A 24,537-nucleotide genomic window follows, 5' to 3' on the forward strand; every position below is an offset into this window, starting at 1 on the left:
CGGCCTGGCGGCGGGCGCCTGGGCCGGCTCGCCGGGTCCGCCTGTCACACCGCCGCCGCCCGCCGGCCCCACCGCCGACCCCACCGCCGACCCCACCGCCGACCCCACCGCCGACCCCGCCGCCGGCCCACACCCGCCCGCCGGTAGAATGCAGGCTTCTTCCCGACCGCCGCCCGCCGCGCCCGCCTGCATGGAACTGAAATGGCTCGAAGACTTCGTCTCGCTCGCGGAAACGCGCAGCTTTAGCCGGTCCGCCGAACTGCGGCACGTGTCGCAGCCCGCGTTCTCGCGGCGCATCCAGGCGCTGGAAGCCTGGCTGGCGACCGAACTGATCGACCGTTCGGTCTATCCGACGCGGCTCACGCAGGCCGGCCAGATCTTCTACGAGCAGGCACTGACGATGCTGTCGCAGGCGCACGAGGCGCGCACGCTGCTGCGCGGCCACGTCGGCGCGCCGGTGCCGACGATCGAGTTCGCGGTGCCGCACACGCTGTCGCTCACGTATTTCCCGCGCTGGCTGCAGCGGATCGAGGCGAAGATGGGGCAGGTCCACACGCGGCTGCGCGCGCTGAACGTGCACGATGCCGTGCTGTCGCTCGTTGAAGGCGGCTGCGATCTCGTGATGGGCTACCACCACCCGAGCCACCCGGTCGCGCTCGACCCGGCGCGCTACGACATGCTGATCCTCGGCAGCGAGCCGATCAGCGCGTTCTCGGCGCCGGGCCGCGCGGGCCGGCCGCGCTACACGCTGCCGGGAACGGCCGATGCGCGCGTGCCATACCTGTCGTATACGCCGAACGCGTATCTCGGCCGGATGACCGAAGTCATCGTTGCGAACGCACCGACGCGGCTGTTCCTCGATCGCGTGTACGAAACCGACATGGCCGAAGGGCTGAAGGCGATGGCGCTCGCGGGCCACGGCGTCGCGTTCCTGCCGCACAGCGCGGTCGAGGACGCGGTGGCCAGCGGCCGGCTGATCCGGCTCGACCGCTCCGCGCGCGGCGGCACGCATCCGTACACGCTGACGATGGAGATTCGCCTGTACTGCGACAAGCTCGCGCTGCAGGGGGACGATCCGCGCCAGAAACTCGTGCGCGCGTTGTGGGAAGTCGTGCGCGACGAATTACGCGACACGGCCGAATGATGGAACCGAACACGGCCGCGCGCGGCTGACGACGAGCTTGCCGCGCCTGTCGGACGGCTGTCCGGCGGGCGTCCCGCATATTGCACCAACGATTTTCGCGCAGCGCGATGCACGACCGATCGCGGGCGTTCTTGCGCAAATCGACCGCGGATTTGCGAAAAATCCCGATCATGCAAGAAACGCATAATCGAATAAGCAAACGGCATTGGATAAAAAAAATGGCTTTTTCGACAATGTGCGCAATCCGTTGAACGTTGGAGCATCCATGTCTTCGCAACTGCAGTCCATCCCGTCCTACCTGCACGCCGACGATCTCGGCCCGTGGGGCAACTACCTTCAGCAGGTCGATCGCGTCGCACCGTACCTCGGTTCGCTGTCGCGCTGGCTCGAAACGCTGAAGCGTCCGAAGCGCATCCTGATCGTCGACTGCCCCATCGAGCTCGACAACGGCACCGTCGCGCACTTCGAAGGCTATCGCGTGCAGCACAACGTGTCGCGCGGTCCGGGCAAGGGTGGCGTGCGCTACCACCAGGACGTGACGCTGTCGGAAGTGATGGCGCTGTCGGCATGGATGTCGGTGAAGAACGCGGCCGTGAACGTGCCGTACGGCGGCGCGAAGGGTGGCATCCGCGTCGACCCGCGCAAGCTCTCGCGCGGTGAGCTCGAGCGCGTGACGCGTCGCTACACCAGCGAAATCGGCATCATCATCGGACCGAACACCGACATTCCGGCGCCGGACGTCAACACCAACGAACAGGTGATGGCGTGGATGATGGACACCTACTCGATGAACCAGGGCCAGACGTCGACCGGCGTCGTGACCGGCAAGCCGATCTCGCTCGGCGGTTCGCTCGGCCGCAAGGAAGCGACGGGCCGCGGCGTGTTCGTCGTCGGCTGCGAAGCGGCGAAGAAGAAGGGCCTGGAAATCGAAGGCGCGCGCATCGCGGTGCAGGGCTTCGGCAACGTCGGCGGCATCGCGGCGAAGCTGTTCCAGGAAGCGGGTGCGAAGGTGATCGTGGTGCAGGATCACACGGGCACGATCTACCGGCCGGCCGGCCTCGATTCGAACAAGCTGCTCGACCACGTGGCACGCACGGGCGGCGTCGCGGGCTTCGAAGGCGCCGAGCCGATGCCGAACGACGAGTTCTGGACGGTCGAGACCGACATCCTGATCCCGGCGGCACTGGAAAACCAGATCACCGAGAAGAACGCATCGAAGATCCGCACGAAGATCATCGTCGAAGGCGCGAACGGCCCGACGACGACGGCGGCCGACGACATCCTGAGCGCGAACGGCGTGCTCGTGATCCCGGACGTGATCGCGAATGCGGGCGGCGTGACCGTGTCGTACTTCGAGTGGGTGCAGGACTTCTCGAGCTTCTTCTGGACGGAAGACGAGATCAACCACCGTCTCGAGCGCGTGATGCGCGAAGCGTTCGCCGGCGTGTGGGCGGTTTCGGAAGAGCACAAGGTGTCGGTGCGTACGGCGGCGTTCATCGTCGCGTGCAAGCGCATCCTGATGGCGCGCGAAATGCGCGGCCTGTACCCCTGATCGGGCGTCGCCGATCGGCCATTGCCGATCGGCGATCGGTTGACTACGATCACAGCGTGACGCAATCCACCGATTGCGTGCATGATCCCTCGCGGGCGGTGCCGAAATCCGGCACCGCCCGCGCGTGCATTCATGCGTCACAAGCGCGCCCGAAGCCGGGAGGAAGGCTTCGTACAGGGCGATTCGTAGTGCGGTAAACAACCAGTTCTTTCAAAAATATTACTTTGATACACTGGCGCGGGTTTTAGCAAAGGAGATGACCAAAATGAAATACCACAAGGCAGTCCTGATGGTCGCGGCGCTCTGCGCGTTCGCGAGCGGCGCGCATGCACAGGAGACCGGCACGCTGAAGAAGATCAAGGACACGGGCGTGATCGCGCTGGGGCACCGCGAATCGTCGATCCCGTTCTCCTACTATGACCAGAACCAGCAGGTCGTCGGCTATTCGCGCGAATTCCAGATGAAGGTCGTGGACGCGGTGAAGAAGAAGCTGAGCCTGCCGAACCTGCAAGTCAAGAACATCCCGGTCACGTCGCAGAACCGCATCCCGCTCGTGCAGAACGGCACGGTCGACATCGAGTGCGGCTCGACGACCAACAACACCGAGCGTCAGCAGCAAGCCGCGTTCTCCGACACGATCTTCGTGATCGGCACGCGCCTGATGACGAAGAAGGATTCGGGCGTGAAGGACTTCGCCGACCTGAAGGGCAAGACGGTCGTGACCACCGCCGGCACGACGTCCGAGCGCCTGCTGCGCAAGATGAACAACGACAAGCAGCTCGGCATGAACATCATCAGCGCGAAGGATCACGGCGACTCGTTCAACACGCTCGAGTCGGGCCGCGCGGTCGCGTTCATGATGGACGATGCGCTGCTCGCGGGCGAGCGCGCGAAGGCGAAGCAGCCGGGCGAGTGGGTGATCGTCGGCACGCCGCAATCGGAAGAGGCTTACGGTTGCATGATGCGCAAGGGCGATACCGACTTCAAGAAGGTGGTCGACGACGCGATCTCGCAAGTCGAGAAGTCGGGCGAAGCCGCGAAGATCTACGCGAAGTGGTTCGAGAGCCCGATTCCGCCGAAGGGGCTGAACCTGAACTTCCCGCTGTCCGATTCTATGAAGAAGCTGTACGCGAACCCGAACGACAAGGCGCTCGACTGACCACACGGACGTTGACGCAGTAATGACGCTACTGAAACGGAAGAGGCCATGCTTCTTCCGTTTCTTTTTGCTGGAGTCTTGCCTATGTCTTACCACTGGAACTGGGGCATCTTCCTGAGCCCCGTCTCGACCGGCGAGCCGACGACTTATTTCGGATGGCTGATGTCGGGCTTCTGGGTGACGATCGAAGTGTCGCTCGTCGCCTGGGTCATCGCGCTGATCGTCGGTTCGCTGTTCGGCGTGCTGCGCACGGTGCCGAACAAATGGCTGTCCGCGATCGGCACAATCTATGTGTCGATCTTCCGGAACGTCCCGCTGATCGTGCAGTTCTTCATCTGGTACCTCGTCGTGCCCGAGCTGCTGCCCGCGTCGGTCGGCACCTGGATCAAGCAACTGCCGCCGACCACGCAGTTCTTCACCGCGTCGATCGTCTGTCTCGGCCTGTTCACCGGGGCGCGCGTGTGCGAGCAGGTGCGCTCCGGCATCAACGCGCTGCCGACGGGCCAGCGCGCGGCCGGCCTCGCGATGGGCTTCACTCAATGGCAGACGTATCGCTACGTGCTGCTGCCGGTGGCCTACCGGATCATCGTGCCGCCGCTCACGTCCGAGTTCCTGAACATCTTCAAGAACTCCGCCGTCGCGTCGACGATCGGCCTGCTCGATCTGTCCGCGCAAGCGCGCCAGCTCGTCGACTACACCGCGCAGACCTACGAGTCGTTCATCGCGGTGACGCTCGCGTACGTGGTCATCAACCTCGTCGTGATGTCGTTCATGCGCTGGATCGAAGGCCGTACGCGGCTGCCCGGCTACATCGGAGGCAAGTGATGCATCAGTTCGACTGGAGTAGTATTCCCGGCGCGATGCCGACGCTGTGGTCCGGCGCGATCGTCACGTTCAAGATCACGCTGATCGCGATCGTCGTCGGTATCGTCTGGGGCACGCTGCTGGCGCTGATGCGGCTGTCCGGCGTGAAGCCGCTCGCGTGGTTCGCGAAAGCGTACGTGACGGTGTTCCGCTCGATCCCGCTCGTGATGGTGCTGCTGTGGTTCTTCCTGATCGTGCCGCAGGTGCTGCAGGGCGTGCTCGGGCTGTCGCCGACGATCGACATCCGGCTTGCGTCGGCGATGGTCGCGTTCTCGCTGTTCGAAGCCGCGTATTATTCCGAGATCATCCGTGCCGGCATCCAGGCGGTGCCGCGCGGGCAGATGAACGCCGCGTTCGCGCTCGGCATGAACTACGCGCACGCGATGCGCCTCGTGATCCTGCCGCAGGCGTTCCGCGCGATGGTGCCGCTGCTGCTCACGCAGGCGATCGTCCTGTTCCAGGATACGTCGCTCGTGTACGTGATCAGCCTCGCGGACTTCTTCCGCACGGCCGCCAACGTCGGCGATCGCGACGGTACGACCGTCGAGATGGTCCTGTTCGCGGGTGCATGCTATTTCGTGATTTGCTCGGTGGCGTCTGCCCTCGTCAAAGGTCTCCAGAAAAAGGTCACAAGATGATTTCCATCAAGAACGTTTCGAAGTGGTACGGCCAGTTTCAGGTCCTCACCGATTGCACGACCGAGGTGAACAAGGGCGAAGTGGTCGTCGTGTGCGGTCCGTCGGGCTCGGGCAAGTCGACGCTGATCAAGACCGTCAACGGCCTCGAGCCGTTTCAGCAGGGCGAGATCCTCGTGAACGGCCAGTCGGTCGGCGATCGCAAGACGAACCTGTCGAAGCTGCGCTCGAAGGTCGGGATGGTGTTCCAGCATTTCGAGCTGTTCCCGCATCTGTCGATCACCGAGAACCTGACGCTCGCGCAGATCAAGGTGCTCGGCCGCGGCAAGGACGAAGCGAACGAGAAGGGCATGAAGCTGCTCGATCGCGTCGGCCTGAAGGCGCATGCGCACAAGTTTCCGGGGCAGCTGTCGGGCGGCCAGCAGCAGCGGGTCGCGATCGCGCGTGCGCTGTCGATGGACCCGATCGCGATGCTGTTCGACGAACCGACGTCCGCGCTCGATCCGGAGATGATCAACGAAGTGCTCGACGTGATGGTCGAGCTCGCGCAGGAAGGGATGACGATGATGGTCGTCACGCACGAAATGGGCTTCGCGAAGAAGGTCGCCCATCGCGTGATCTTCATGGACAAGGGCGCAATCGTCGAGGACGACCGCAAGGACGATTTCTTCTCGAATCCGAGGTCGGATCGCGCGAAGGACTTCCTCGCGAAAATCCTGCACTGAGCGTTCGTGCATCGCGCGCTTCGTGTGCGCGAATGCGGAAAACCGCCCGGCCGAACGCCGGGCGGTTTTTTTTCGTCGGCAGCCGGCCAACGGCCGGGTTCGCGTCGAGCGTTACCAGCTGTAGCGGTAACCGACCTGCCCGGTGACGCCGCGCCGGTAATCGCCACCGAGGTTGCGCGCATATTTCACGTTCGCGTACAGCTCGCCCGACTTGCCGAAGCCCGCGGTCACGCCGAGGCCCAGCTCGTACCAGGTGCGGCCCAGGTGCGTCGCGAACGGCGTGCCGCCGACGACCGTCTGGCCCGGCGACAGGAAGTCGTGCAGCACGTCGGCCGTGAAGTACGGCGTCGCGGCGCCGCCGCCCGCGTTCGCGTCGAGGTTCGGCCGGAAGATCCGCACGCCGACGCGCCCGCGCAACGCGTTCGTCGTCGTGCCCGATACGGCCGACACGTTGTCGTTGAACCCGTTCAGTTTCAGGTACTGATACATCAGCTGCGCCTGCGGCTCGACCGCGATCGGCGTGCCGCCGATCCCGAACGGCTTGCCGACTTCCTGCGACAGCGCGATGCCGAAGCCGTTCTGCGATGCGTCGTTGCCGTAGCTGTCGCGATAGCGGTTGCCGTAGTGCGTGACCTGGCCGACGCTGTCGAAGTAGGTGCCGGCGGCGAGGTAGCGCGTCCAGTAGCCGCCGACGCTCTGCGCGTGCATCTCGACCGAGCCCGTCGACGTCGACAGGCCCGGCGTATCGGCACGCGCGATGTCGTCGAAGCTCGCGTTCGCGACGCCGATGCTCGCCGTCACGCCCGCGTGCGTGCTGCCGCCGGCCGCAGCCTGGTCGAGCGTCCAGTCCTTGCCGAACTGCGCGAAGAACGTGCGCTCGTCGGCCGCGAAGCGGCCCGCGTTCGCGTCGAGGCTCTGTCCGCCAATGCGCCCCCACACGCCGTCGCGGTTGCCCGGCGCCTGCTTATCCAGGTTGTAGATATCGCCGACGCGTTCGTGCAGCTTGCCGAGCGTCGAGAAGCCGTAGTCGGCGTTCAGCAGCGGCGTCATCGCATAGCCGGCGACGCCCGGGCGATACGCGAGATTGCCGCCGTTGCCGTTGCCATTGGCGTTCCCGTTCCCGTTGCCGGACGGATGAATCGAATCGTCAGGATCGGTCGGGTCGAGTTGCGAGCGCAGGTACCAGCCGTTCGCATCGCTCTGTCCGCCGCGATAGAGCCGGTATTCGTATGCGCCGGCCTGCACCGGCCCCGCGAGATGGAACGCCGACGCGGCGGTCGTGCCGCCGTTGGCCGTGACGACCACCGGGATCCCGTCGCCGGTCGTCTGCGCGCCGGTGCCGGCCGTGTTCGCGATCTTCAGCCCCGTCGTGCCGCTCGCGGTGCCGCCGTTCACGATCAGCCGGTCGGTCGGCGACGCATCCGCGCCGAGGTAGGTGTTCAGCGCGATCGTGCCGCCGTAGCCGACGTAGCTGCCGGTGGTCAGCGTCCGGTAGCTGCCTGCCGCCGTCGGCGCGCCGGACGGTGCGGCGAATGCAACGAGGCCCGCGTTGTTCAGGCTGCTCAGCACCGAACTGCCTGTCATGTGCCACGCGCTCGAGCCGTCGATCCTCAGTGCGACCGGGTCGATCTTGCCGGTGAGCGTCGTGCCGTTCGCCAGGAACACGTTGCCGTTGCTAGACGCGTCCGACACGATGTCGCCGCTCAGGTTGACCGCCGATGCGTTGAAGGTCGCCGTGCTGCCGTTCGCGAGGTCCAGCAGCGTGCCGTTGCCGGCCGTCACGACGGTGCCGTTGCGCACCGCGATGTCGACCGTGCCGCCGCGTGCAGCAAATGCCGGCCCCGCGACGGACGCGACGCTGCCGCCGTCGACCAGCACCGCGCTCGTCGCGCCGGTCGCGAGCGTGTCGGTGCTCAGCACGCCGGCGGTCGCGCCCTTGAGCGTCGTGCCGGTCAGCGCGAGCACGCCGCCGCCGTCGACGTTCGCGCCGCTGCCGGCCGCGCTCGCGATCGACGAACCCGTGTCGCCGATGCGGCCGCCGTTCTGCGCGACGAGGCCGTCGGCCGACGCACCGGCCGTGGAAACCTTTGCGCCCGACAGCCACGCGCTCGCGCCGCTGCCCGCGACGATCGCGTGCGCGCCGGCGCCCGTCGTCGCGACCGTCGTGCCGTTGGCCGCGAGCGTCGAATCCGCGCCCGCCACCACGAGGCCGCGTGCGGTGTCGCCGGCGGTGCGCACGACGGTCGCCGCGTCGGTCACGATGCGCGCGCCGGCGCCCGTCGACGACAGCCCGTCGGCGCCGTTGCCGGTCGTGCCGATCTGCGTGCCCGACAGCGCGATCGTCGTGTTCGTGCCGAGGTTGTCGATGCCCTTGCCGGCGCCGCCCACCACGATCGACGTCGCGCCGGCCGCGATCCCGCCGTCCGCGACGCTCGAATCGACCCGCACGCCGTCGGCGCTCCCATTGGCGATGACGGTGCCCGCGCCCGACAGCGCGACCGACGCGCCCGCGCCGGTCAGGTGCACGCCCGCGACGCCGTCGTCGGCCTCGATCGTGCCTGCGTTGGCGAGCGTCGCCGACGCGCCCTGCACGAGCGCGCCGGTGCCGTTCGACACGCGGATCGCCGACGCGTTGTTCACCGTGCCGAGCGGGCCGATCACGACGCCCGTCGAGCCGGCGCCGGTCAGCAGCACCGAGCCGCGGTTCTCGAGCGTGCCGAGGTTGCGCGCGACGAAACCTGTCACGCCCGCGCTCGACGAGGTGACCGCCGCAGCGTTGGCCAGCGTCGTCGCGACCGGCGCGCCGGCATTCGCGCCGGCGAGGTCGTGCGCCTGGCCGTCGACGACACCCGCCGTCGCGCCGGCCGCATTCAGGTTGATCGTCGCGCCGGCGTCGATCGAGCCCTGCGCGCCACCTTCGACCGCCACCGCGATGCCGTTCGCGCCGTTGACGTTGTAGGTGGCATTGCCGGTCGACAGCGTCGTGCCGGCGCCGGTCGCGAGCACGCCGCGCGCACGCTGGCCGGTCACGTCCGTCGTCAGCGTTCCGGCGGCCGACGCGCCCGTATAGGCCGCGCCGCCCGCGATCCGGAACAGCGTCGAATCGTCGGTATCGACGCTCAGGTGCTGCGCGGCGACGTTGATCCTCGAGCCCGCGCCATACGCATAGAAGCCGATCTGGTTCGTGCCCGACATGAAGCGGGGCACCGCGTTCGCGCCGACGTCGATGGTCGCGCCCGAGCGCGCATGGACGCCGATCGCGCCGTTGCCCGTCAGATTCAGCGCGCCGTCGACCGTGGCCTGCGCGCGCGACCCTTCGGCCCACACGCCGTAGTTGCGCGTGTCCGAGGCCGGATCGAGCCCGCCGGCCACGTTGATCGTGCCGGTCGACGTCGCGGCCGTCGCCGTCGAGGTGCCGACCACCATGATGCCGATCCCGTTCACGCCGTTCAGCGTGATCGTGCCGGTGTTGGTGACGGTCGCGGCCGAATTGGCCGCGAGCATGCCGACGTTCGCGAGCGGCGTGCCGGGCGCCGCGCCGTTCACGACGATCGAGCCCGCGTTGCGCAGCGTGCCGGACGACGAGCCGACGCTCGCCATCCCGGCGCCGTTCTGCGTCTGCGAGCCGATCACGATCGAGCCGAGATTGCTGGCCGTGCCCGACGCGCCGAGCAGGATCCCGTACGCGCGCGCGGACAGCGCGACGTCGTTCGCCGCTGCCCCGGGCGCGTACTGGGCCGCGCGGCCGAGCTGGATCGTGCCGCCGGCCTCGTTGGTGAAGGTGCCGCCGGCCGCGAAGCCGCCGATCACCTGGCTGTCGAGCGTCGTCGCGTTGACACCCACGTTGATCGTGCCGGCGTTGGACGCATTCGCGCCGCCCGTCACGCCCACCGCGTAGTTCTGCAGGTCGGGGCGGTTGCCGTCGAGCGTCCAGGCGCCGACGTTCATCACGCCGTTGTTCACGAACGTCGTGCCCGTGCCGCTTGCGTACACGCCGTTGCCCTCGGTGTACGCGTGGAACCCGAAGTTGTCGGGCGGCGTGCTGCTGCTCGTGTCGACGTTGTCGCCGGACGCGTAGCCGGCCGAGATCACGCCGTTGTTGACGCCGCTCGCGCCGCTGAGCAGGCGCACCAGCGTGAAGTCGCCGGACAGGCGGCCGTCGTTGACGAAGTGCGCGCCGTTTTCCGCGAGGACGGCCGAACTCGATTCGATCGTGTTGGTGCCGCGGAAGTCGATCTGGCCGTCCTTGCCGATCTGCAGCGTCGCGTTCGCGCCCGTGCCGTGCATCACCGACAGATGGTCGATCGGCAGCGTGTTCTTGTCGCCGGCCGACACGTTGTTCGCGTACTGGAAGGTTTCCTGCGTGGAGGTGACGGCCTGGCCGAACGCGGTGTCGTACGCGGCTTGCGAGCCGAGCGCGCCGCTGCGCACGGCGCGCGCGAGGAAGTCGTTGTACGCGGCGAGCGACGCGGCGTCGCTCACCGTCCACGTGCTGCCGTCGAACGCGGTGAAGGTGCCCGCATAGGTCGGCACGTCGAGCTGGACCTGGCCGACGGCGCCGCCGCTCGCGAGATAGTCGCCGGTGCCGAGCCAGATCTGGTTGCGCGAATTCCAGTTGACGACGCTTTTTGCGGAGCCGGTGCCGTCCGCGAAGGTGAGGTCCGTCTGCTTCGGCGCGATCGAGATCGCGTTGCCGGCCGCGTCGGGCGCGTTCGCCGGATTGCCGATCGACACGTTCAGCGTGCCGCCGGTGCGGTCGACGGTGCCGAGCCGAAGGTTCACGTACTGGTTGCCGTTCACGTCCTGGTAGACGGGTACGTTGGTCGCGCCGGCCGTCGACGCGGCGAACGCGGACGAGTCGTAGGTGGCGATCGACGTATGGGTGCCCGTGATCGAGTCGGGCGTGCTGACGCTCTGCGTCTTGCCGCCGAGCGACAGCAGCGGCTGGTTCGGGTTGCCCGACACGATCGACGTATTGCCGATCGGCGTGAGCGTATAGCCGGGGTCGCCGGCGGCGCTCGTCCATGCACCCGTCACGCCGACCGTGTCGCCGCCCGACACGGTCGTGGCGCCGGCCAGGTTGTCATTCACGGTCGGGCTGTAGCTGCCGAGCGCGCACGTGCCGCTGCTCGCGACCGCGGAGCCGTCGCCGCACGTCGATGCGTGCGCGGAGCCGGCCGACAGCGCGGCCAGCGCGGCGCCGAGCGCGGCGACACGCAGCGGCGAGCGGCGGGCGGCCATGCGGCCGGCACGGCGGCTTGCGCCCGATTCGCCGCCCGAACGCTTGCCGCGCGCCCGGGCCGTTTCCGCGACCGCCACCCAGCAGCCGGCAGCTTCGCTCCATATCGATCGAAATGAGTGATTCACGACAAGCCCCTCTCTCTTTTTTGAAGTGGTGTCCACCGCGGTACGGTGAAAGCGCATTCCACGGCGGGAAAATGGCTCGAATGGGCGTGCGGCGGCCGTTGCCGCATTGCGGATGTCGCGCCAATCGTGATCCGTTACACCGGGGATGGGGCGAGTCTACTAATGGAGTTGGCAATCGATTATCAAAAAAATAACGAATGTGGCGATAATGCCGATTTCATTCTGTATTTTTTGATTGTGTGGTTAATCGAACTGAAAGCCTTGTGGGGCAAGGGTTTGTTCGATTTTGAAGGGGTCCCGTATTTATGCCGTGCGTCGGTGGCCTGCCGCACTGTTCGCGGAAAATTGCCGCGATAAAATGGGGCTTCAGGATTATGTAATTGTGAGCGCGGATATTTATTTGTTTCGCGTATGTATTATTTTCGCTTGAACGTTAATAAAATCAAGTGAATGTTGGGTGAGGTCGGCTCGATACGCGGAATTGTGGTTCAGATGAAACGAAAGCCGGAGTGCGGATGGAAAAGCGGCGCGATTTTCCGCGAGAGTGCACGGGCCGGATTCGGGCGCGGATAATCGGTCATGCCAAGCCGGCATGACCGGCGATCACGCCGTCGCGTGGTGACGGCAACGGAAGCAGGGTGCGCGAGCGCGCGTGGCTCAGAAATCGATCGCGTCGTCGCCGTCGTCCGAGGCGCCGGCCGCCAGCGCTTCGCGAATCACACCGCCGCACGGCGCGGACGCCGATGCATCGAGCGCCGGGTTGCGCAGCTTCTCGAGCACGCGCTCGGGCACCGGAATCTGCATCCGCGCGGCGACGTCGCCGCACTGGAACATGATCAGCTCGCCCGGTTCGAACGACGTCCAGATTTCGTTGTCGGTCAGCGGCTGCGTGGCGATCACCGCGACGCGATCCTCGGGCGTCGTGTATTTCGCGAAGTCGATCGACAGGTCTTCGTCGACCAGGTGCGCGGTCGAGAACGGCCAGCGCCGCACGAGGTAGTGCAGCCGCGTCGAGCAGTGCGCGAAGAGCGCCTGGCCGTTCGACATCAGGAAGTTGAACACGCCGTGATCGGTAATGCCGCGCGTCAGCTCGCCGACGCGCTCGAACAGCTCCGGCAACGGCGGCTGCGCGCCGGGAAACGCTTCGCGCAGCCCCTGCATCAGCACGCAGAACGCCTTCTCGCTGTCGGTCGTGCCGACCGGATGGTAGACGCTGCCGTCGAGGTCGGGTTCGTAGTCCTGCAGATCGCCGTTATGCGCGAAGATCCAGTGCCGCCCCCACAGCTCGCGCATGAACGGGTGGCTGTTCTCGAGCAGGATGTGACCCTGCGTGGCTTTGCGGATGTGCGCGATCGTGTTCTTCGACTTGATCGGGTAGCGCTTCACCATTTCGGCGATCGGCGACGTGGCCGATGCCTGCTGGTCGATGAAGAGGCGACAGGCCTTGTCCTCGAAGAACGCGATTCCCCAGCCGTCGGCATGGTGATCGGTGAGGCCGCCCCGGGCCGCGAAACCTGTGAAGGAGAATGTGACGTCCGTCGGCGCGGCGCAGTTCATTCCTAGGAGTTGGCACATTTTACTTGGGGGCGGGGGCGGAAGCGGGGTAACCAACCGGGGGAACCCCGGTACAATGTGGTTTCTAGCATATCACCGAGCCTTGAGCGGTAAAAAGCGGATTCCGCCGGCCGAAGGCCTCGTGTTGCGGTTTGCCGTCAGTCGGTCCGCGCACGTGCGTTCCGGCCCCGCAGATGGCCAGCCCGTTCCTCACGACGCCTCCTATGACTGCCTCGAACGCTTCCTCTCCGGCGACGCTCACGCTCGCCCGTCCCGACGACCTGCACCTGCACCTGCGCGACGGCGACATGCTGGCCGCGGTGCTGCCGCACACCGCGCGCCAGTTCGCCCGCGCGATCGTCATGCCGAACCTGAAGCCGCCCGTCACGACCACCGCGCACGCGCAGGCCTATCGCGAGCGGATCCTGGCCGCGCTGCCGGCCGGGATGACGTTCGAGCCGCTGATGACGCTGTACCTGACCGACAACACGGCGCCCGACGAAATCCGCCGTGCGCGCGACAGCGGCTTCGTGCACGGCGTGAAGCTGTATCCGGCCGGCGCGACGACGAACTCCGACCACGGCGTCAGCGATCTCGCGAAGTGCGCGAAGACGCTCGAGGTGATGCAGGAAACCGGCATGCCGCTGCTCGTGCACGGCGAGGTGACCGATCCGTCGGTCGACATGTTCGATCGCGAGAAGGTGTTCATCGATCGCGTGATGACGCCGCTGCGCCGCGATTTCCCGGGCCTGAAGGTCGTGTTCGAACACATCACGACGAAGGACGCGGCCGACTACGTGCGCGACGCCGACGCGGCGCCGGGCCTGCTCGGCGCGACGATCACCCCGCAGCACATGCTTTACAGCCGCAACGCGCTGTTCGTCGGCGGCATTCGCCCGCATTACTACTGCCTGCCGGTGCTGAAGCGCGAAACGCATCGCGTCGCGCTCGTCGACGCCGCGACGTCGGGCAACCCGCGCTTCTTCCTCGGTACCGACAGCGCGCCGCACGCGCGCGGCGCGAAGGAAACCGCGTGCGGCTGCGCGGGCTGCTACACGGCGCTGCACGCGCTCGAGCTGTATGCGGAAGCGTTCGACCAGGTCGGCGCGCTCGACAAGCTGGAAAATTTCGCGAGCCGCTTCGGCGCGGATTTCTACGGGCTGCCGCACAGCACCGAAACCGTCACGCTGCGTCGCGAGACCTGGGAATTGCCGCGCGAGGTGTTCGCGGGCGATACGCCGGTCGTGCCGCTGCGCGCCGGCGAGGCGATCGGCTGGAAATTCGCGTAACCGGGGCGGCCGGCGCACCGCCGCGTGACGCCGGCCAGACGGCCGGCGGCGCGCGGTGCTAGAATGCGCGTCGCAAAGCAGGCCAGGCAGTCGCGGCCTCGCCGCCTTCGGGCGGGCGGGGGCGAGGAAAGTCCGGACTCCACAGGGCAGGGTGATGGCTAACGGCCATCCGTGGCGACACGCGGAACAGGGCAACAGAAAGCAAACCGCCGATGGCCCGGCGCAAGCCGGGATCAGGTAAGGGTGAAACGGTGCGGTAAGAGCGCACCGCGGCGACGGCGACGTTCGCCGGCACGGTAACCTCCACCCGGAGCAATTCCAAGTAGGCAGGCGCGCATTTTCGGATGCAGGACGGGGCCCCCGTCTCGTCTGCGGGTAGGAAGCTTGAGCGCGTCAGCAATGGCGCGCCTAGAGGAATGGCTGCCACGCGCTGCGCGCTTCGGCGTGCAGCGTGCACAGAATCCGGCTTATCGGCCTGCTTTGCCGTTCGAATGTGAAAGGGCCGGCGCTCCACCAGGAGCGCCGGCCCTTTTTTTCATGCGTGGCTGCCGTGCGTTCAGTCCGCGACGATGTCGAACGAATGCGTGAGTTCGGCCGTCTTCGCGATCATGATCGACGCGGAGCAGTACTTGTCGTGCGACAGGTTGATCGCGCGCTCGACCGTGGCCGGGTTCAGGTTGCGGCCCGTGACGGTGAAGTGGAAGTGGACCTTCGTGAACACCTTCGGATCTTCGCTCGCGCGCTCGGCCTTCAGCGTGACCGAGCAGCCGGTGACTTCCTGGCGGCTCTTCTTCAGGATCAGCACGACGTCGTACGCGGTGCAGCCGCCGGTGCCGACCAGCACCATTTCCATCGGGCGCGGCGCGAGGTTATGGCCGCCGCCTTCCGGCGCGCCGTCCATCGCGACGAGATGCCCGCTTCCGGTCTGGGCGGAAAACGCCATGCCGTCCTGACCCATCCAGCTTACTTTGCATTCCATGCTTGCACTCCAGCGTTGCCTGATTCGGATTCGATCCGGCATTGTAGCCCGCCGGGCAATGGTCGGCTGATGCGCTGCACGACGCGTAAGGGCGGGCCGGGGCGTGCGGCGCCCAGTTGGCCTCGGACGCCGATTTCCCTGCGGGTTTTAGGGGTTTTACTCTAGCTTCGATGGGCTTCTGCGCGTACGCTCGCTAACCAATCTATTGATTTTAAAGAGAAAAGTCGACTCGCCTCGCGAAATGGCGTGCATCCCACATTGTGGTTTGCGATTTCTTAATGCGAATTTTCTTGTGAAGTCGACCCCCCATTCGTATAATGAGCCTCATTGGTTGTCGCGGTGCGACAATCTCCGCATGTCTCCTCCACCCTCCTCCTGAGGTGGATTAAGCCCGAACCAGCCGTTCGGGCTTTTTTTCGTCCCATGCAAAGAGCAGCGCGCAGTTTGCGCGCTCCGACATCCGTTACGGGTGGTGATTACGCGGGCTGTCGTGCGGCCGGCCGCGACGCCGCGTCGGGTGGCGACTCCGCGGCACGGGCGGCGGGCGCCGGCGCGGGCGCGCCCGAGGCATCGCTGTAACCGCGCGCGCAGAAGTGCTGCACGCGCGCGCGTACCGCGCGCAAGCGGGCGACGCGATCTTCGGCATGGGCGCCGCGGGCCTCCGCGATGCGGGCGTCGAGTGCGTCGAGCTTGGCTTCGCAGCCGGCCGGGGCCGCGATGGCGGGCGCGACGGCGGCCAGCCATCCGGCCGCGAGAATAGGCGTAAGTCGTTGTTTCATCATGCTTGTTGGTCGTTTTTCCGTGGTCGGCCGATCGGGCGCGGCAAGGTCTGGTGCCGCACGTCGATGGGTGCCTCCCCGGGCGCTCGGTTCGCCTGGTGTGTCGGGGCACGACCGAATTCTGGCTCATTTCGGGCGCGGCCGGTGCGGGACGTGGATTCCCTTTGACCGCGTTGCCGTATTTCCTTTATAATTCAGGGCTTTTCCGCATTCATGCCCACGGAAAAAGAAACAGGGAGAGCCTGCACCGCGCCTCGAAGCGCACACAGACAAGCAGGAAGAACACATCGGGCAAAGCATTTTTTTTGGATCGATCATGAAGACGTTTTCCGCAAAAGCCCATGAGGTGACGCGCGAATGGTACGTGATTGACGCGACGGATAAGGTTCTCGGCCGTGTTGCCAGCGAAGTGGCACGCCGTCTGCGCGGCAAGCACAAGCCTGAGTTCACCCCGCACGTCGACACTGGTGATTTCATCATCATCATCAACGCGAGCAAGTTGAAGGTCACGGGCAACAAGACTCTCGACAAGAAGTACTACCGTCACTCGGGCTACCCGGGCGGTATCTATGAAACGACGTTCGGCAAGATGCAAGAACGCTTCCCGGGCCGCGCGCTCGAGAAAGCGGTCAAGGGCATGCTGCCGAAGGGCCCGCTCGGCTACGCAATGATCAAGAAGCTGAAGGTCTACGCTGAAGCCACGCATCCGCATTCGGCGCAACAGCCGAAGGCGCTCGAGATCTAAGGGGAGCCCATATGATCGGTAACTGGAACTACGGTACGGGCCGCCGCAAGAGCGCTGTCGCACGTGTCTTCATCAAGGCTGGCAAGGGTGACATCATCGTCAACGGCAAGCCCATCGCTGACTACTTCTCGCGCGAAACGTCGCTGATGATCGTGCGTCAACCGCTGGAACTCACGAACCACGGCCAGACGTTCGACATCAAGGTGAACGTCACGGGCGGCGGTGAAACGGGTCAGGCAGGCGCAGTGCGCCACGGCATCACCCGTGCACTGATCGACTACGATGCGACGTTGAAGCCGTCGCTGTCGACCGCAGGCTTCGTCACGCGCGATGCACGTGAAGTCGAGCGTAAGAAGGTTGGTCTGCGCAAGGCACGTCGCGCAAAGCAGTTCTCGAAGCGTTAATTCCGCTTCATGGCCTCGCCGCTTTCGGGCGGCGTCCGCCGAAAAAACCGCCAGCTTTCGCGCTGGCGGTTTTTTTATGCCCGCGCGACGGCCACCCGCGGGGCCACGCGATTGAAATCAACAAGAACCTATTGATTTCATGGACATCAGCACGATCTTCTGATCGGCCCTACAATAGCGGCTAAAGCTTTTTGGAGAGTTCGCATGAACGCTGTTACCGAATCCGCAGCAACGACGGCCGAAATGCCGGTACCGTTCGTCTTCACCGACGCCGCGGCCGACAAGGTCAAGCAACTGATCGACGAAGAGGGCAATCCCGACCTGAAGCTGCGCGTGTTCGTGCAGGGTGGCGGCTGCTCGGGCTTCCAGTATGGCTTCACGTTCGACGAGGAAGTCAACGAGGACGACACCGTGATGAACAAGAACGGCGTCCAGCTCCTGATCGACTCGATGAGCTACCAGTACCTGGTCGGCGCCGAGATCGACTACAAGGACGACCTCAATGGCGCCCAGTTCGTGATCAAGAACCCGAACGCAACGACCACCTGCGGGTGCGGCTCGTCGTTCTCGGTCTGAGCATCCGGCAGATCCGCGCCGGTTCGCCGATATGAAAAATGGGGCTTCATGCCCCGTTTTTTCATTCCCGTCTGCGATGCAGCGCCCGCCGCGCGGCGGGCACCGCGTCAGCGCGGATAAAGCGCGCCGAGCACGCGGTTGCCGGCCGCGCCGGTCACCGTCGCAAGATTGCCGGGCTCGCGCGCGGTGAAGCGGTACGCGAGCCACGCAAAGGCGAGCGCCTCGACCTGTTGCGGCGGCACGCCGAGCGCGGCGGTCGTATCGACCGAGGCCGGCACGCCGGCCTGGTGCAGCGCGTCCCGGAGCGCGTCGAGCAGCACTGGGTTGCGTGCGCCGCCGCCGCATACGAAAAGGGCCTTGCAGCCCGATGCATGCGTGGCGACCTCGCGTGCGACCGACGCGGCAGTGAGCGCCGTGAGGGTCGCCTGCACGTCCTGCGGCGCAACCTGCGCGAACGCGGCGAGCTTCGCGTCGAGCCACGCGGGATTGAACAGGTCGCGGCCGGTGCTTTTCGGCGGCGGCGCCGCAAAATAGGGCTCGTCGAGCAGTGCGTCGAGCAGCGGCGCATGCACGGTGCCGCGCGCGGCGAACTTGCCGCCGTCGTCGTACGGCTTGCCGAGATGGCGGGTCGCCCATTCGTCGAGCAGCGCATTCGCGGGGCCGCAGTCGAAGCCGCGCACGTCGCCGCCTTCGGCGGGCAGGATCGTGATGTTGCTGATCCCGCCGAGATTGCAGACGACCCGCGTCTCGCCGGGCGCGCCGAACACCGTCGCATGGAACGCCGGCGCGAGCGGCGCGCCGTGGCCGCCAGCGGCCACATCGCGGCTGCGGAAATCGGCGATCACGTCCACCTGGGTCAGCTCGGCGAGGAGCGCCGGGTTGTTGAGCTGCCGCGTATAGCCGCGCTCGGGGCGATGACGCACCGTCTGGCCGTGCACGCCGATCGCGCGAATCTCGTCGCGCGACAGCCCGGCGGTGCGCTGCAATTCATGGCAGCACACCGCGTAGCGCGCGACGAGCGCGTTCGCCGCGAGCGATTCCCGGTCGATTTCATCATTACCCGGCTGCTGCAGCGCGAACAGCGCGTCGCGCAGCGATTGCGCGAAGCCGACGAACGCTTCCGCGAGCACGACCGGTGCGTGGCCGGTTTCGAAACGCACGGCGACGCCGTCGACGCCGTCCATGCTGGTTCCCGACATCAGCCCGAAGTAGATGCCGTCGGCCGGATGGGCAGGTTGCGGATGTCGTTGCGGCACGTTGGGTTCTCCTGGATCGAGCGGCGCGGGCCGGTGCCACGCGCCTTGCGCCCGATTATCCGCGCAACCTGACGCATCGTTAAGCGATGCACGCGCAAGTTATGGGAAAATCCCTGTCTTTGCGACATTCTTCCCGGCACCGATGAGCACCGAACCCAGTTCCAAGCCTGTTTTCCCGATCACCGACGAAGTCCGCCATGCGCTCGCCGTCACGAAGCGCGGCGTCGACGAACTGCTGATCGAGGAAGAGTTCGCGCAGAAGCTCGCGCGCAGCGCGGCCACCGGCACGCCGCTGCGCATCAAGCTCGGCCTCGACCCGACCGCGCCCGACATCCACATCGGCCATACGGTCGTGCTGAACAAGATGCGTCAGTTGCAGGACCTCGGTCATACCGTGATCTTCCTGATCGGCGATTTCACGTCGCTGATCGGCGATCCGTCGGGCCGCAACGCGACGCGTCCGCCGCTCACGCGCGAACAGATCGAATCGAACGCGAAGACCTACTTCGAGCAGGCCGCGCTCGTGCTCGACCGCGAAAAGACCGAGATCCGCTACAACAGCGAATGGTCGATGCCGCTCGGCGCGGACGGGATGATCAAGCTCGCGTCGCGCTACACGGTCGCGCGGATCCTCGAGCGCGAGGACTTCACGAAGCGCTTCCAGGGCGGCGTGCCGATCTCGATCCACGAATTCCTGTACCCGCTGATGCAGGGCTACGACTCGGTTGCGCTGAACGCCGATCTCGAGCTCGGCGGCACCGACCAGAAGTTCAACCTGCTGGTCGGCCGCGAACTGCAGAAGCAGTACGGCCAGGAACAGCAGTGCATCCTGACGATGCCGCTGCTCGAAGGCCTCGACGGCGTCGAGAAGATGTCGAAGTCGAAGGGCAACTACGTCGGCATCAGCGAGAAGCCGACCGACATGTTCGGCAAGCTGATGAGCATCTCGGATACCCTGATGTGGCGTTACTTCGAACTGCTGTCGTTCCGCAGCCTCGACGAGATCGCCGGCTTCAAGCGCGACGCCGAAGGCGGCCGCAACCCGCGCGACTTCAAGGTGCTGCTCGCGCAGGAAATCGTCGCGCGCTTCCACTCGCAGGCCGACGCCGAGCGTGCGCTCGACGACTTCAACCACCGCGCGAAGGGCGGCGTGCCGGACGACATCCCGTCGGTCACGCTTGCGGGCGCGCCGCTCGCGATCGGCCAGTTGCTGAAGCAGGCCGGCCTCGTGCCGTCGACGAGCGAAGCGCTGCGCAACATCGAGCAGGGCGGCGTGAAGATCGACGGTGCGACCGTGTCCGACAAGGGCCTGAAGGTCGAGGCCGGCGAATTCGTCGTCCAGGTCGGCAAGCGCCGCTTCGCGCGCGTCACGCTGAGCGCATGATCGCGCTGATCCAGCGCGTGAAGCGTGCCGACGTGCGCGTCGGCGACCGCACGACCGGCGAGATCGGCGCGGGCCTGCTCGCGCTCGTCTGCGCGGAGCGCGGCGACACCGAGGCCGCGGCCGACAAGCTCCTCGCGAAGCTGCTCGGCTATCGCGTGTTCAGCGACGCGGCCGGCAAGATGAACCTGCCGGTGTCGAACATCGATGGCGCCGGTGGCGCTGGCGGCCTGCTGCTCGTGTCGCAGTTCACGCTTGCGGCCGATACCAACAGCGGGCTGCGGCCGAGCTTCACGCCGGCCGCGCCGCCCGACGAAGGCGCGCGCCTGTTCGACTATTTCGTCGCGGCCGCGCGCGAGCGCCATCCGATCGTCGAGACGGGCGAGTTCGGTGCCGACATGCAGGTGTCGCTCGTCAACGACGGCCCCGTGACGTTCTGGCTGCAAGTGCGGCCCTGACACTTTCCCGGAGACGCGCCGCGATGGCCACCACGCAGATTCTGTTCATTCGCCATGGCGAAACGACCTGGAACCGCATCAAGCGCATCCAGGGCCATATCGACATTCCGCTGGCCGAAACGGGGCTCGCGCAGGCGCGGCGGCTGGCCGTCCGGCTCGCGCGGGAAGCGCGCGAAGGGCAGCGGATCGACGCGATCTATTCGAGCGACCTGATGCGTGCGCAGCAGACCGCGCAACCCTTTGCCGATGCGCTCGGGCTGCCGCTGCAGTTGCGCGAAGGGCTGCGCGAACGCGCGTACGGCGTGTTCCAGGGGCATGACAGCACCGAGATCGAGACGCTGTTTCCGGACGCCTACGCCGCGTGGCAGACCCGCGACCCGGGCTTCGCGCCTGATGGCGGCGAGTCGCAGAGGGAGTTCTATCACCGTGTGCTGCATGCGCTCGAGCCGATCGTCGCGGCGCATCCGGGCGGCCGGATCGCTTGCGTCGCGCACGGCGGCGTACTCGACTGCGTGTACCGCTTTGCAAACGGTCTCGAGCTGTCGGCTCCGCGCAGCTATCAACTGCTCAACACGAGCATCAACGTCGTCGATTACGTCGATGGCCGCGCGCAGGTCGTGCAATGGGCCGACGTGTCGCATCTGGACGCCGCGAGCGACGACGACGGGTATCGCAAGGTACTCTGATCCGATCGTATCGGCCCGGCCTGGCGTGATGGGCGGGGGCGCTTCGTACGACCGTGCGTGGAGGCAAGCGCGTCAGCTTGTCACCGTATTTCCCAGCAAATCGAAATGATCCGAAGGATCGTCAGGCGGGCGGATCGCCGTCGGGCGGTGGCGCGGCTGCGCGGCGGCGTGCGCGTTTCGACGCGCCGTTGACGAGCGCCCAGCGCAGCACGGGGGCGACCACCCGGACCCCGGGCCGGACCACCGCACGCCGCAGCGGTGCGAACGTCGATACACCGAGCATGCGCTGCGCCCACGGCGGCAACAGGTCGATTCCCGCATGCATGATCAGTGACGCGGCCGGCCGCAGCGCGGGCGTCGCGACCGGCACATTCAGCAAGATGTCCACCACTTCGAAGGTGCGCGGCCCGGCCGCGAGCTCGGGCTGCATGCGCGCGAGATAGGCCGCCACCTCGACCCGCGAACGAGGAACGTCGCGGGCGCCGAGCAGCTCGGCGACCAATGCCGTTTCAGCGTAGTAGCCATCCTGCAACTCGCCCGGCAGAGACGGATTCACATAGCGCAGATGCGCGGCGAGGAAGCTCGATACTTCCGCGACATGCACCCAGGTTAGCAACGCCGGATCGTCGGCCCGGTACGGCCGGCCGTCGGGCGCGGTGCCCGATATGCGCGCGTGGATCGCTTTCACGCGCTCGATCAGCGCGAGTGCGTCCGCGCGGCTGCCGAACGTCGTGCCCGTGATGAACGTGGCGGTACGCCGCAAGCGGCCAAGGATGTCGGTGCGAAACGACGAGTGATCCCAGACGCCCGCGAGCGCGAGCGGATGAAGCGCCTGCAGCAGCAGCGCCGCGATGCCGCCCGTCATCATCGACGTGAAATCGGCATGCACGCGCCAGCAGATGGCGTCGGGGCCGAACAGCCCAGGATCGCCGGGCGGCGACGACAGATCGAGCGACGGACCGCCGCCGCCTGCCGTCAGGTGCGTGACGCCGGCCACGAGCCGCTTGCGGATCGGCTCGGCCCAGCGCGGGCGGGGTGCGGGGCGAGGGCTGGGCGGCGTGGTCATGGCTGGCTTGGCGCGGGCGGGAGGCTACTTTCCGGCGGGGGTGTCCCACATCCCGCGTTCGTTGCCGGCGTCGGGCGCGGAGAGGCCGAAATGGCGATACGTAAGCAGCGTCGCGACGCGCCCGCGCGGCGTGCGCTGCAGGAAGCCCTGCTGGATCAGGTACGGCTCGAGGACGTCCTCGATCGTGTCGCGTTCCTCGCCGATCGCCGCCGCGAGGTTGTCGATGCCGACCGGACCGCCATCGAACTTGTGCAGGATCGCCTCGAGCAGCTTGCGGTCCATCAGGTCGAAGCCGACCGGGTCGACGTCGAGCATCGCGAGCGCGGCGTCGGCGACGGCCGCGGTGATCTGGCCGTCAGCCTTCACTTCGGCAAAGTCGCGCACGCGGCGCAGCAGCCGGTTCGCGATCCGCGGCGTGCCGCGCGAGCGCTTCGCGATCTCCAGCGCGCCGCTCGGATCGATGTGCGCGTTCAGCAGCGACGCCGAGCGCCGCACGATGCGCGCCAGTTGATCGGCATCGTAGAACTCGAGACGCGCGACGATCCCGAAGCGATCGCGCAGCGGGTTGGTCAGCATCCCCGCGCGCGTGGTCGCACCCACCAGCGTGAACGGCTGCAGGTCGAGCTTCACGCTACGCGCGGCCGGCCCTTCGCCGATCATGATGTCGATCTGGTAGTCCTCCAGCGCCGGATACAGGATTTCCTCGACGACCGGCGACAGCCGGTGGATCTCGTCGATGAACAGCACGTCGTTCGCTTCGAGGTTGGTCAGCAGCGCGGCGAGGTCGCCCGCGCGCTCGAGCACGGGGCCCGACGTCTGGCGCAGGTTCACGCCCATCTCGCGCGCGATGATGTGCGCAAGCGTAGTCTTGCCGAGGCCCGGCGGCCCGAACAGCAGCACGTGGTCGAGCGGCTCGGAGCGGCGCTTCGCGGCCTCGATGAAGATCTCGAGCTGGCCGCGCACCTTTTCCTGGCCGACGTAGTCGTCGAGCTGGCGCGGCCGCAGCGCGCGTTCGAACACCTCCTCGTGCGACGAGGTGGGCGTGGCGGCGATGATCCGCTCGGCGGCGAGTTTGTCGGTTTCAATCATGCGGCCATTGTACCGCGCGCCGTCACGCGGCCGAACTGGCCGAACGGCCGACTGGCGCGCGCCGCACGGCGGCGCGACACTGGTTCCGACAGCCGGTTCGGGCGCCTGCCCGGGCCGCCGTTACACCTTCGACAGTGCCTTGAGCGCGAGTTTGATGCCTTCGGACACGCCGGTGCCGGCCGGCACGTTCTTGATCGCGGCAAGGCCTTCCTTTTCGGAATAGCCGAGCGCGACGAGCGCGTTGAGGATGTCGGTCGCGTGATCGGACTGCGATGCGGCGCCGGCGAGCGCACCGAGGTCCGCGCCGAGCTTGCCCTTCAGCTCGAGCAGCAGGCGCTCGGCGGTCTTCTTGCCGATGCCGGGCAGGCGCGTGAGGCGCGCGGCGTCCTGCATCGTCACCGCCTGCGCGAGCTCCTGCACGCTCATGCCGGAGAGCACGGCGAGCGCCATGCGCGCGCCGATGCCCGTGATCTTCAGCAGTTCGCGGAAGGTCGTGCGCTCCTGCGGCGTCAGGAAGCCGTACAGCAGGTGCGCGTCCTCGCGCACGATCTGCTGCGTGAGCAGCACGACGCGCTCGCCCGTCTGCGGCAGGTTGTAGAAGGTGCTCATCGGCACGTCGATTTCATATCCGACGCCGTTGCAGTCGACGAGCAGGTGAGGCGGGTTCTTTTCGAGCAGGATGCCGGCGATGCGACCGATCATGGATGGCGGGATGCGAGGAGGAAAGCGCGAGTGTAGCGCAGGTGCGGCGCGATGCCGATGGGTTCGCCGTCAGGTCGGGGCGATGCACCGCGCATGCGCGACGCGCGTGGCCGCGCGCCGCATCGGG

Annotated in this window: 22 protein-coding genes and 1 other RNA gene; 15 read left to right on the forward strand and 8 right to left on the reverse strand. The window is 66.8% G+C overall.

Features of this window, described 5'->3' with window-relative positions:
* Positions 1–190 precede the first annotated feature (190 nt).
* From ABIC50_RS00580 to ABIC50_RS00605, 6 genes are all read left to right on the forward strand, one after another.
* Positions 191–1,144: a LysR substrate-binding domain-containing protein gene (locus ABIC50_RS00580; RefSeq protein WP_354161025.1), complete on the forward strand. Its 954-nt coding sequence runs from the start codon at positions 191–193 to the stop codon at positions 1,142–1,144.
* Between the two features lie 265 nt (positions 1,145–1,409).
* Positions 1,410–2,696: a Glu/Leu/Phe/Val family dehydrogenase gene (locus ABIC50_RS00585; RefSeq protein WP_011655970.1), complete on the forward strand. Its 1,287-nt coding sequence runs from the start codon at positions 1,410–1,412 to the stop codon at positions 2,694–2,696.
* A gap of 265 nt (positions 2,697–2,961) precedes the next feature.
* Positions 2,962–3,855, forward strand: coding sequence for a glutamate/aspartate ABC transporter substrate-binding protein (locus ABIC50_RS00590; RefSeq protein ID WP_166726363.1), 894 nt, complete (start codon positions 2,962–2,964; stop codon positions 3,853–3,855).
* Positions 3,856–3,939: 84 nt separating this feature from the next.
* On the forward strand, positions 3,940–4,680 hold the full coding sequence (locus ABIC50_RS00595; protein WP_011655972.1) for an amino acid ABC transporter permease: 741 nt from the start codon (positions 3,940–3,942) through the stop codon (positions 4,678–4,680).
* A complete protein-coding gene (gene gltK / locus ABIC50_RS00600) occupies positions 4,680–5,357 on the forward strand; it encodes a glutamate/aspartate ABC transporter permease GltK (protein ID WP_011655973.1) in 678 nt (225 codons plus the stop codon). Before ABIC50_RS00595 ends, gltK begins: the two co-directional genes overlap by 1 nt.
* A complete protein-coding gene (locus ABIC50_RS00605; RefSeq protein ID WP_006755150.1) occupies positions 5,354–6,079 on the forward strand; it encodes an amino acid ABC transporter ATP-binding protein in 726 nt (241 codons plus the stop codon). The genes gltK and ABIC50_RS00605 overlap by 4 nt, the downstream gene beginning before the upstream one ends.
* Before the next feature lie 111 nt (positions 6,080–6,190).
* Here ABIC50_RS00605 and ABIC50_RS00610 read toward each other — a convergent pair whose 3' ends face one another.
* Positions 6,191–11,446, reverse strand: a complete 5,256-nt coding sequence (locus ABIC50_RS00610; RefSeq protein ID WP_354161027.1) for an autotransporter outer membrane beta-barrel domain-containing protein — start codon at positions 11,444–11,446, stop codon at positions 6,191–6,193.
* 45 nt (positions 11,447–11,491) lie between these two features.
* On the opposite strand from ABIC50_RS00610, the gene ABIC50_RS00615 reads away from it, so the two are divergent.
* Positions 11,492–11,803 (forward strand): hypothetical protein, encoded by a 312-nt coding sequence (locus ABIC50_RS00615; RefSeq protein WP_354161029.1) that lies wholly within the window; start codon positions 11,492–11,494, stop codon positions 11,801–11,803.
* Between the two features lie 300 nt (positions 11,804–12,103).
* On the opposite strand, the gene ABIC50_RS00620 is transcribed toward ABIC50_RS00615, so the two are convergent.
* Complete coding sequence (locus ABIC50_RS00620; protein WP_354161032.1) at positions 12,104–13,021, reverse strand: class II glutamine amidotransferase; 918 nt, start codon at positions 13,019–13,021, stop codon at positions 12,104–12,106.
* Positions 13,022–13,224: 203 nt separating this feature from the next.
* Here ABIC50_RS00620 and pyrC point away from each other — a divergent pair, with 203 nt between their 5' ends.
* Positions 13,225–14,289: a dihydroorotase gene (pyrC, locus tag ABIC50_RS00625; RefSeq protein ID WP_354161035.1), complete on the forward strand. Its 1,065-nt coding sequence runs from the start codon at positions 13,225–13,227 to the stop codon at positions 14,287–14,289.
* A 74-nt stretch (positions 14,290–14,363) separates the two neighbouring features.
* Positions 14,364–14,775: RNase P RNA component class A (gene rnpB, locus ABIC50_RS00630), an RNA gene on the forward strand.
* A gap of 70 nt (positions 14,776–14,845) precedes the next feature.
* Here rnpB and ABIC50_RS00635 read toward each other — a convergent pair.
* Together ABIC50_RS00635 and ABIC50_RS00640 are read right to left on the reverse strand one after the other, a co-directional pair.
* On the reverse strand, positions 14,846–15,310 hold the full coding sequence (locus ABIC50_RS00635) for an OsmC family protein (protein ID WP_072465471.1): 465 nt from the start codon (positions 15,308–15,310) through the stop codon (positions 14,846–14,848).
* A gap of 434 nt (positions 15,311–15,744) precedes the next feature.
* Positions 15,745–16,050 carry a hypothetical protein gene (locus tag ABIC50_RS00640; RefSeq protein WP_126227165.1) on the reverse strand — a complete coding sequence of 102 codons (306 nt, stop codon included), beginning with the start codon at positions 16,048–16,050 and terminating at the stop codon, positions 15,745–15,747.
* A 313-nt stretch (positions 16,051–16,363) separates the two neighbouring features.
* Between ABIC50_RS00640 and rplM the strand changes: the two genes are divergently transcribed.
* The 3 genes from rplM (at position 16,364) to erpA (ending at position 17,772) form a co-directional block, all read left to right on the forward strand.
* Positions 16,364–16,792 carry a 50S ribosomal protein L13 gene (gene rplM, locus ABIC50_RS00645; protein ID WP_009687896.1) on the forward strand — a complete coding sequence of 143 codons (429 nt, stop codon included), beginning with the start codon at positions 16,364–16,366 and terminating at the stop codon, positions 16,790–16,792.
* A gap of 11 nt (positions 16,793–16,803) precedes the next feature.
* Positions 16,804–17,196: a 30S ribosomal protein S9 gene (gene rpsI / locus ABIC50_RS00650; protein ID WP_006751887.1), complete on the forward strand. Its 393-nt coding sequence runs from the start codon at positions 16,804–16,806 to the stop codon at positions 17,194–17,196.
* A 204-nt stretch (positions 17,197–17,400) separates the two neighbouring features.
* Positions 17,401–17,772, forward strand: coding sequence for an iron-sulfur cluster insertion protein ErpA (gene erpA / locus ABIC50_RS00655; RefSeq protein WP_006751888.1), 372 nt, complete (start codon positions 17,401–17,403; stop codon positions 17,770–17,772).
* A gap of 107 nt (positions 17,773–17,879) precedes the next feature.
* Here erpA and ABIC50_RS00660 read toward each other — a convergent pair whose 3' ends face one another.
* Positions 17,880–19,028, reverse strand: a complete 1,149-nt coding sequence (locus ABIC50_RS00660) for an anhydro-N-acetylmuramic acid kinase (RefSeq protein WP_354161037.1) — start codon at positions 19,026–19,028, stop codon at positions 17,880–17,882.
* A 142-nt stretch (positions 19,029–19,170) separates the two neighbouring features.
* Between ABIC50_RS00660 and tyrS the strand changes: the two genes are divergently transcribed.
* Genes tyrS through ABIC50_RS00675 form a run of 3 tightly spaced genes read left to right on the forward strand, consistent with a single transcriptional unit; the run spans position 19,171 to position 21,553 of the window.
* Positions 19,171–20,412 carry a tyrosine--tRNA ligase gene (tyrS, locus tag ABIC50_RS00665; protein ID WP_006751890.1) on the forward strand — a complete coding sequence of 414 codons (1,242 nt, stop codon included), beginning with the start codon at positions 19,171–19,173 and terminating at the stop codon, positions 20,410–20,412.
* Complete coding sequence (dtd, locus tag ABIC50_RS00670; protein WP_012363101.1) at positions 20,409–20,867, forward strand: D-aminoacyl-tRNA deacylase; 459 nt, start codon at positions 20,409–20,411, stop codon at positions 20,865–20,867. The genes tyrS and dtd overlap by 4 nt, the downstream gene beginning before the upstream one ends.
* A 23-nt stretch (positions 20,868–20,890) precedes the next feature.
* Entirely contained in the window at positions 20,891–21,553 is a 663-nt protein-coding gene (locus ABIC50_RS00675) for a histidine phosphatase family protein (protein WP_354161039.1), read from the forward strand.
* 121 nt (positions 21,554–21,674) lie between these two features.
* On the opposite strand, the gene ABIC50_RS00680 is transcribed toward ABIC50_RS00675, so the two are convergent.
* The 3 genes from ABIC50_RS00680 to ruvA form a co-directional block, all read right to left on the reverse strand.
* Positions 21,675–22,619, reverse strand: coding sequence for an oxygenase MpaB family protein (locus ABIC50_RS00680; RefSeq protein WP_354161041.1), 945 nt, complete (start codon positions 22,617–22,619; stop codon positions 21,675–21,677).
* 24 nt (positions 22,620–22,643) lie between these two features.
* Positions 22,644–23,708 (reverse strand): Holliday junction branch migration DNA helicase RuvB, encoded by a 1,065-nt coding sequence (gene ruvB / locus ABIC50_RS00685; RefSeq protein ID WP_105831930.1) that lies wholly within the window; start codon positions 23,706–23,708, stop codon positions 22,644–22,646.
* Positions 23,709–23,828: 120 nt separating this feature from the next.
* Positions 23,829–24,410 (reverse strand): Holliday junction branch migration protein RuvA, encoded by a 582-nt coding sequence (ruvA, locus tag ABIC50_RS00690; RefSeq protein WP_006751895.1) that lies wholly within the window; start codon positions 24,408–24,410, stop codon positions 23,829–23,831.
* Positions 24,411–24,537: the final 127 nt, after the last annotated feature.

The sequence above is a fragment of the Burkholderia sp. 567 genome (assembly GCF_040545115.1).
Classification (GTDB): Bacteria; Pseudomonadota; Gammaproteobacteria; order Burkholderiales; family Burkholderiaceae; genus Burkholderia; species Burkholderia ambifaria.

Excerpts from the sequence above, each read along its gene's own strand:
- rplM (WP_009687896.1), top strand. The coding sequence starts at position 16,364 with ATGAAGACGTTTTCCGCAAAAGCCCATGAGGTGACGCGCGAATGGTAC.
- ABIC50_RS00580 (WP_354161025.1), top strand. The coding sequence starts at position 191 with ATGGAACTGAAATGGCTCGAAGACTTCGTCTCGCTCGCGGAAACGCGC.
- ABIC50_RS00620 (WP_354161032.1), bottom strand. The coding sequence starts at position 13,021 with ATGTGCCAACTCCTAGGAATGAACTGCGCCGCGCCGACGGACGTCACA.
- erpA (WP_006751888.1), top strand. The coding sequence starts at position 17,401 with ATGAACGCTGTTACCGAATCCGCAGCAACGACGGCCGAAATGCCGGTA.
- ABIC50_RS00675 (WP_354161039.1), top strand. The coding sequence starts at position 20,891 with ATGGCCACCACGCAGATTCTGTTCATTCGCCATGGCGAAACGACCTGG.
- ABIC50_RS00595 (WP_011655972.1), top strand. The coding sequence starts at position 3,940 with ATGTCTTACCACTGGAACTGGGGCATCTTCCTGAGCCCCGTCTCGACC.
- pyrC (WP_354161035.1), top strand. The coding sequence starts at position 13,225 with ATGACTGCCTCGAACGCTTCCTCTCCGGCGACGCTCACGCTCGCCCGT.
- rpsI (WP_006751887.1), top strand. The coding sequence starts at position 16,804 with ATGATCGGTAACTGGAACTACGGTACGGGCCGCCGCAAGAGCGCTGTC.
- ABIC50_RS00680 (WP_354161041.1), bottom strand. The coding sequence starts at position 22,619 with ATGACCACGCCGCCCAGCCCTCGCCCCGCACCCCGCCCGCGCTGGGCC.
- ABIC50_RS00590 (WP_166726363.1), top strand. The coding sequence starts at position 2,962 with ATGAAATACCACAAGGCAGTCCTGATGGTCGCGGCGCTCTGCGCGTTC.
- dtd (WP_012363101.1), top strand. The coding sequence starts at position 20,409 with ATGATCGCGCTGATCCAGCGCGTGAAGCGTGCCGACGTGCGCGTCGGC.
- tyrS (WP_006751890.1), top strand. The coding sequence starts at position 19,171 with ATGAGCACCGAACCCAGTTCCAAGCCTGTTTTCCCGATCACCGACGAA.
- ruvA (WP_006751895.1), bottom strand. The coding sequence starts at position 24,410 with ATGATCGGTCGCATCGCCGGCATCCTGCTCGAAAAGAACCCGCCTCAC.
- ABIC50_RS00635 (WP_072465471.1), bottom strand. The coding sequence starts at position 15,310 with ATGCCGGATCGAATCCGAATCAGGCAACGCTGGAGTGCAAGCATGGAA.
- gltK (WP_011655973.1), top strand. The coding sequence starts at position 4,680 with ATGCATCAGTTCGACTGGAGTAGTATTCCCGGCGCGATGCCGACGCTG.
- ruvB (WP_105831930.1), bottom strand. The coding sequence starts at position 23,708 with ATGATTGAAACCGACAAACTCGCCGCCGAGCGGATCATCGCCGCCACG.
- ABIC50_RS00605 (WP_006755150.1), top strand. The coding sequence starts at position 5,354 with ATGATTTCCATCAAGAACGTTTCGAAGTGGTACGGCCAGTTTCAGGTC.
- ABIC50_RS00640 (WP_126227165.1), bottom strand. The coding sequence starts at position 16,050 with ATGATGAAACAACGACTTACGCCTATTCTCGCGGCCGGATGGCTGGCC.
- ABIC50_RS00585 (WP_011655970.1), top strand. The coding sequence starts at position 1,410 with ATGTCTTCGCAACTGCAGTCCATCCCGTCCTACCTGCACGCCGACGAT.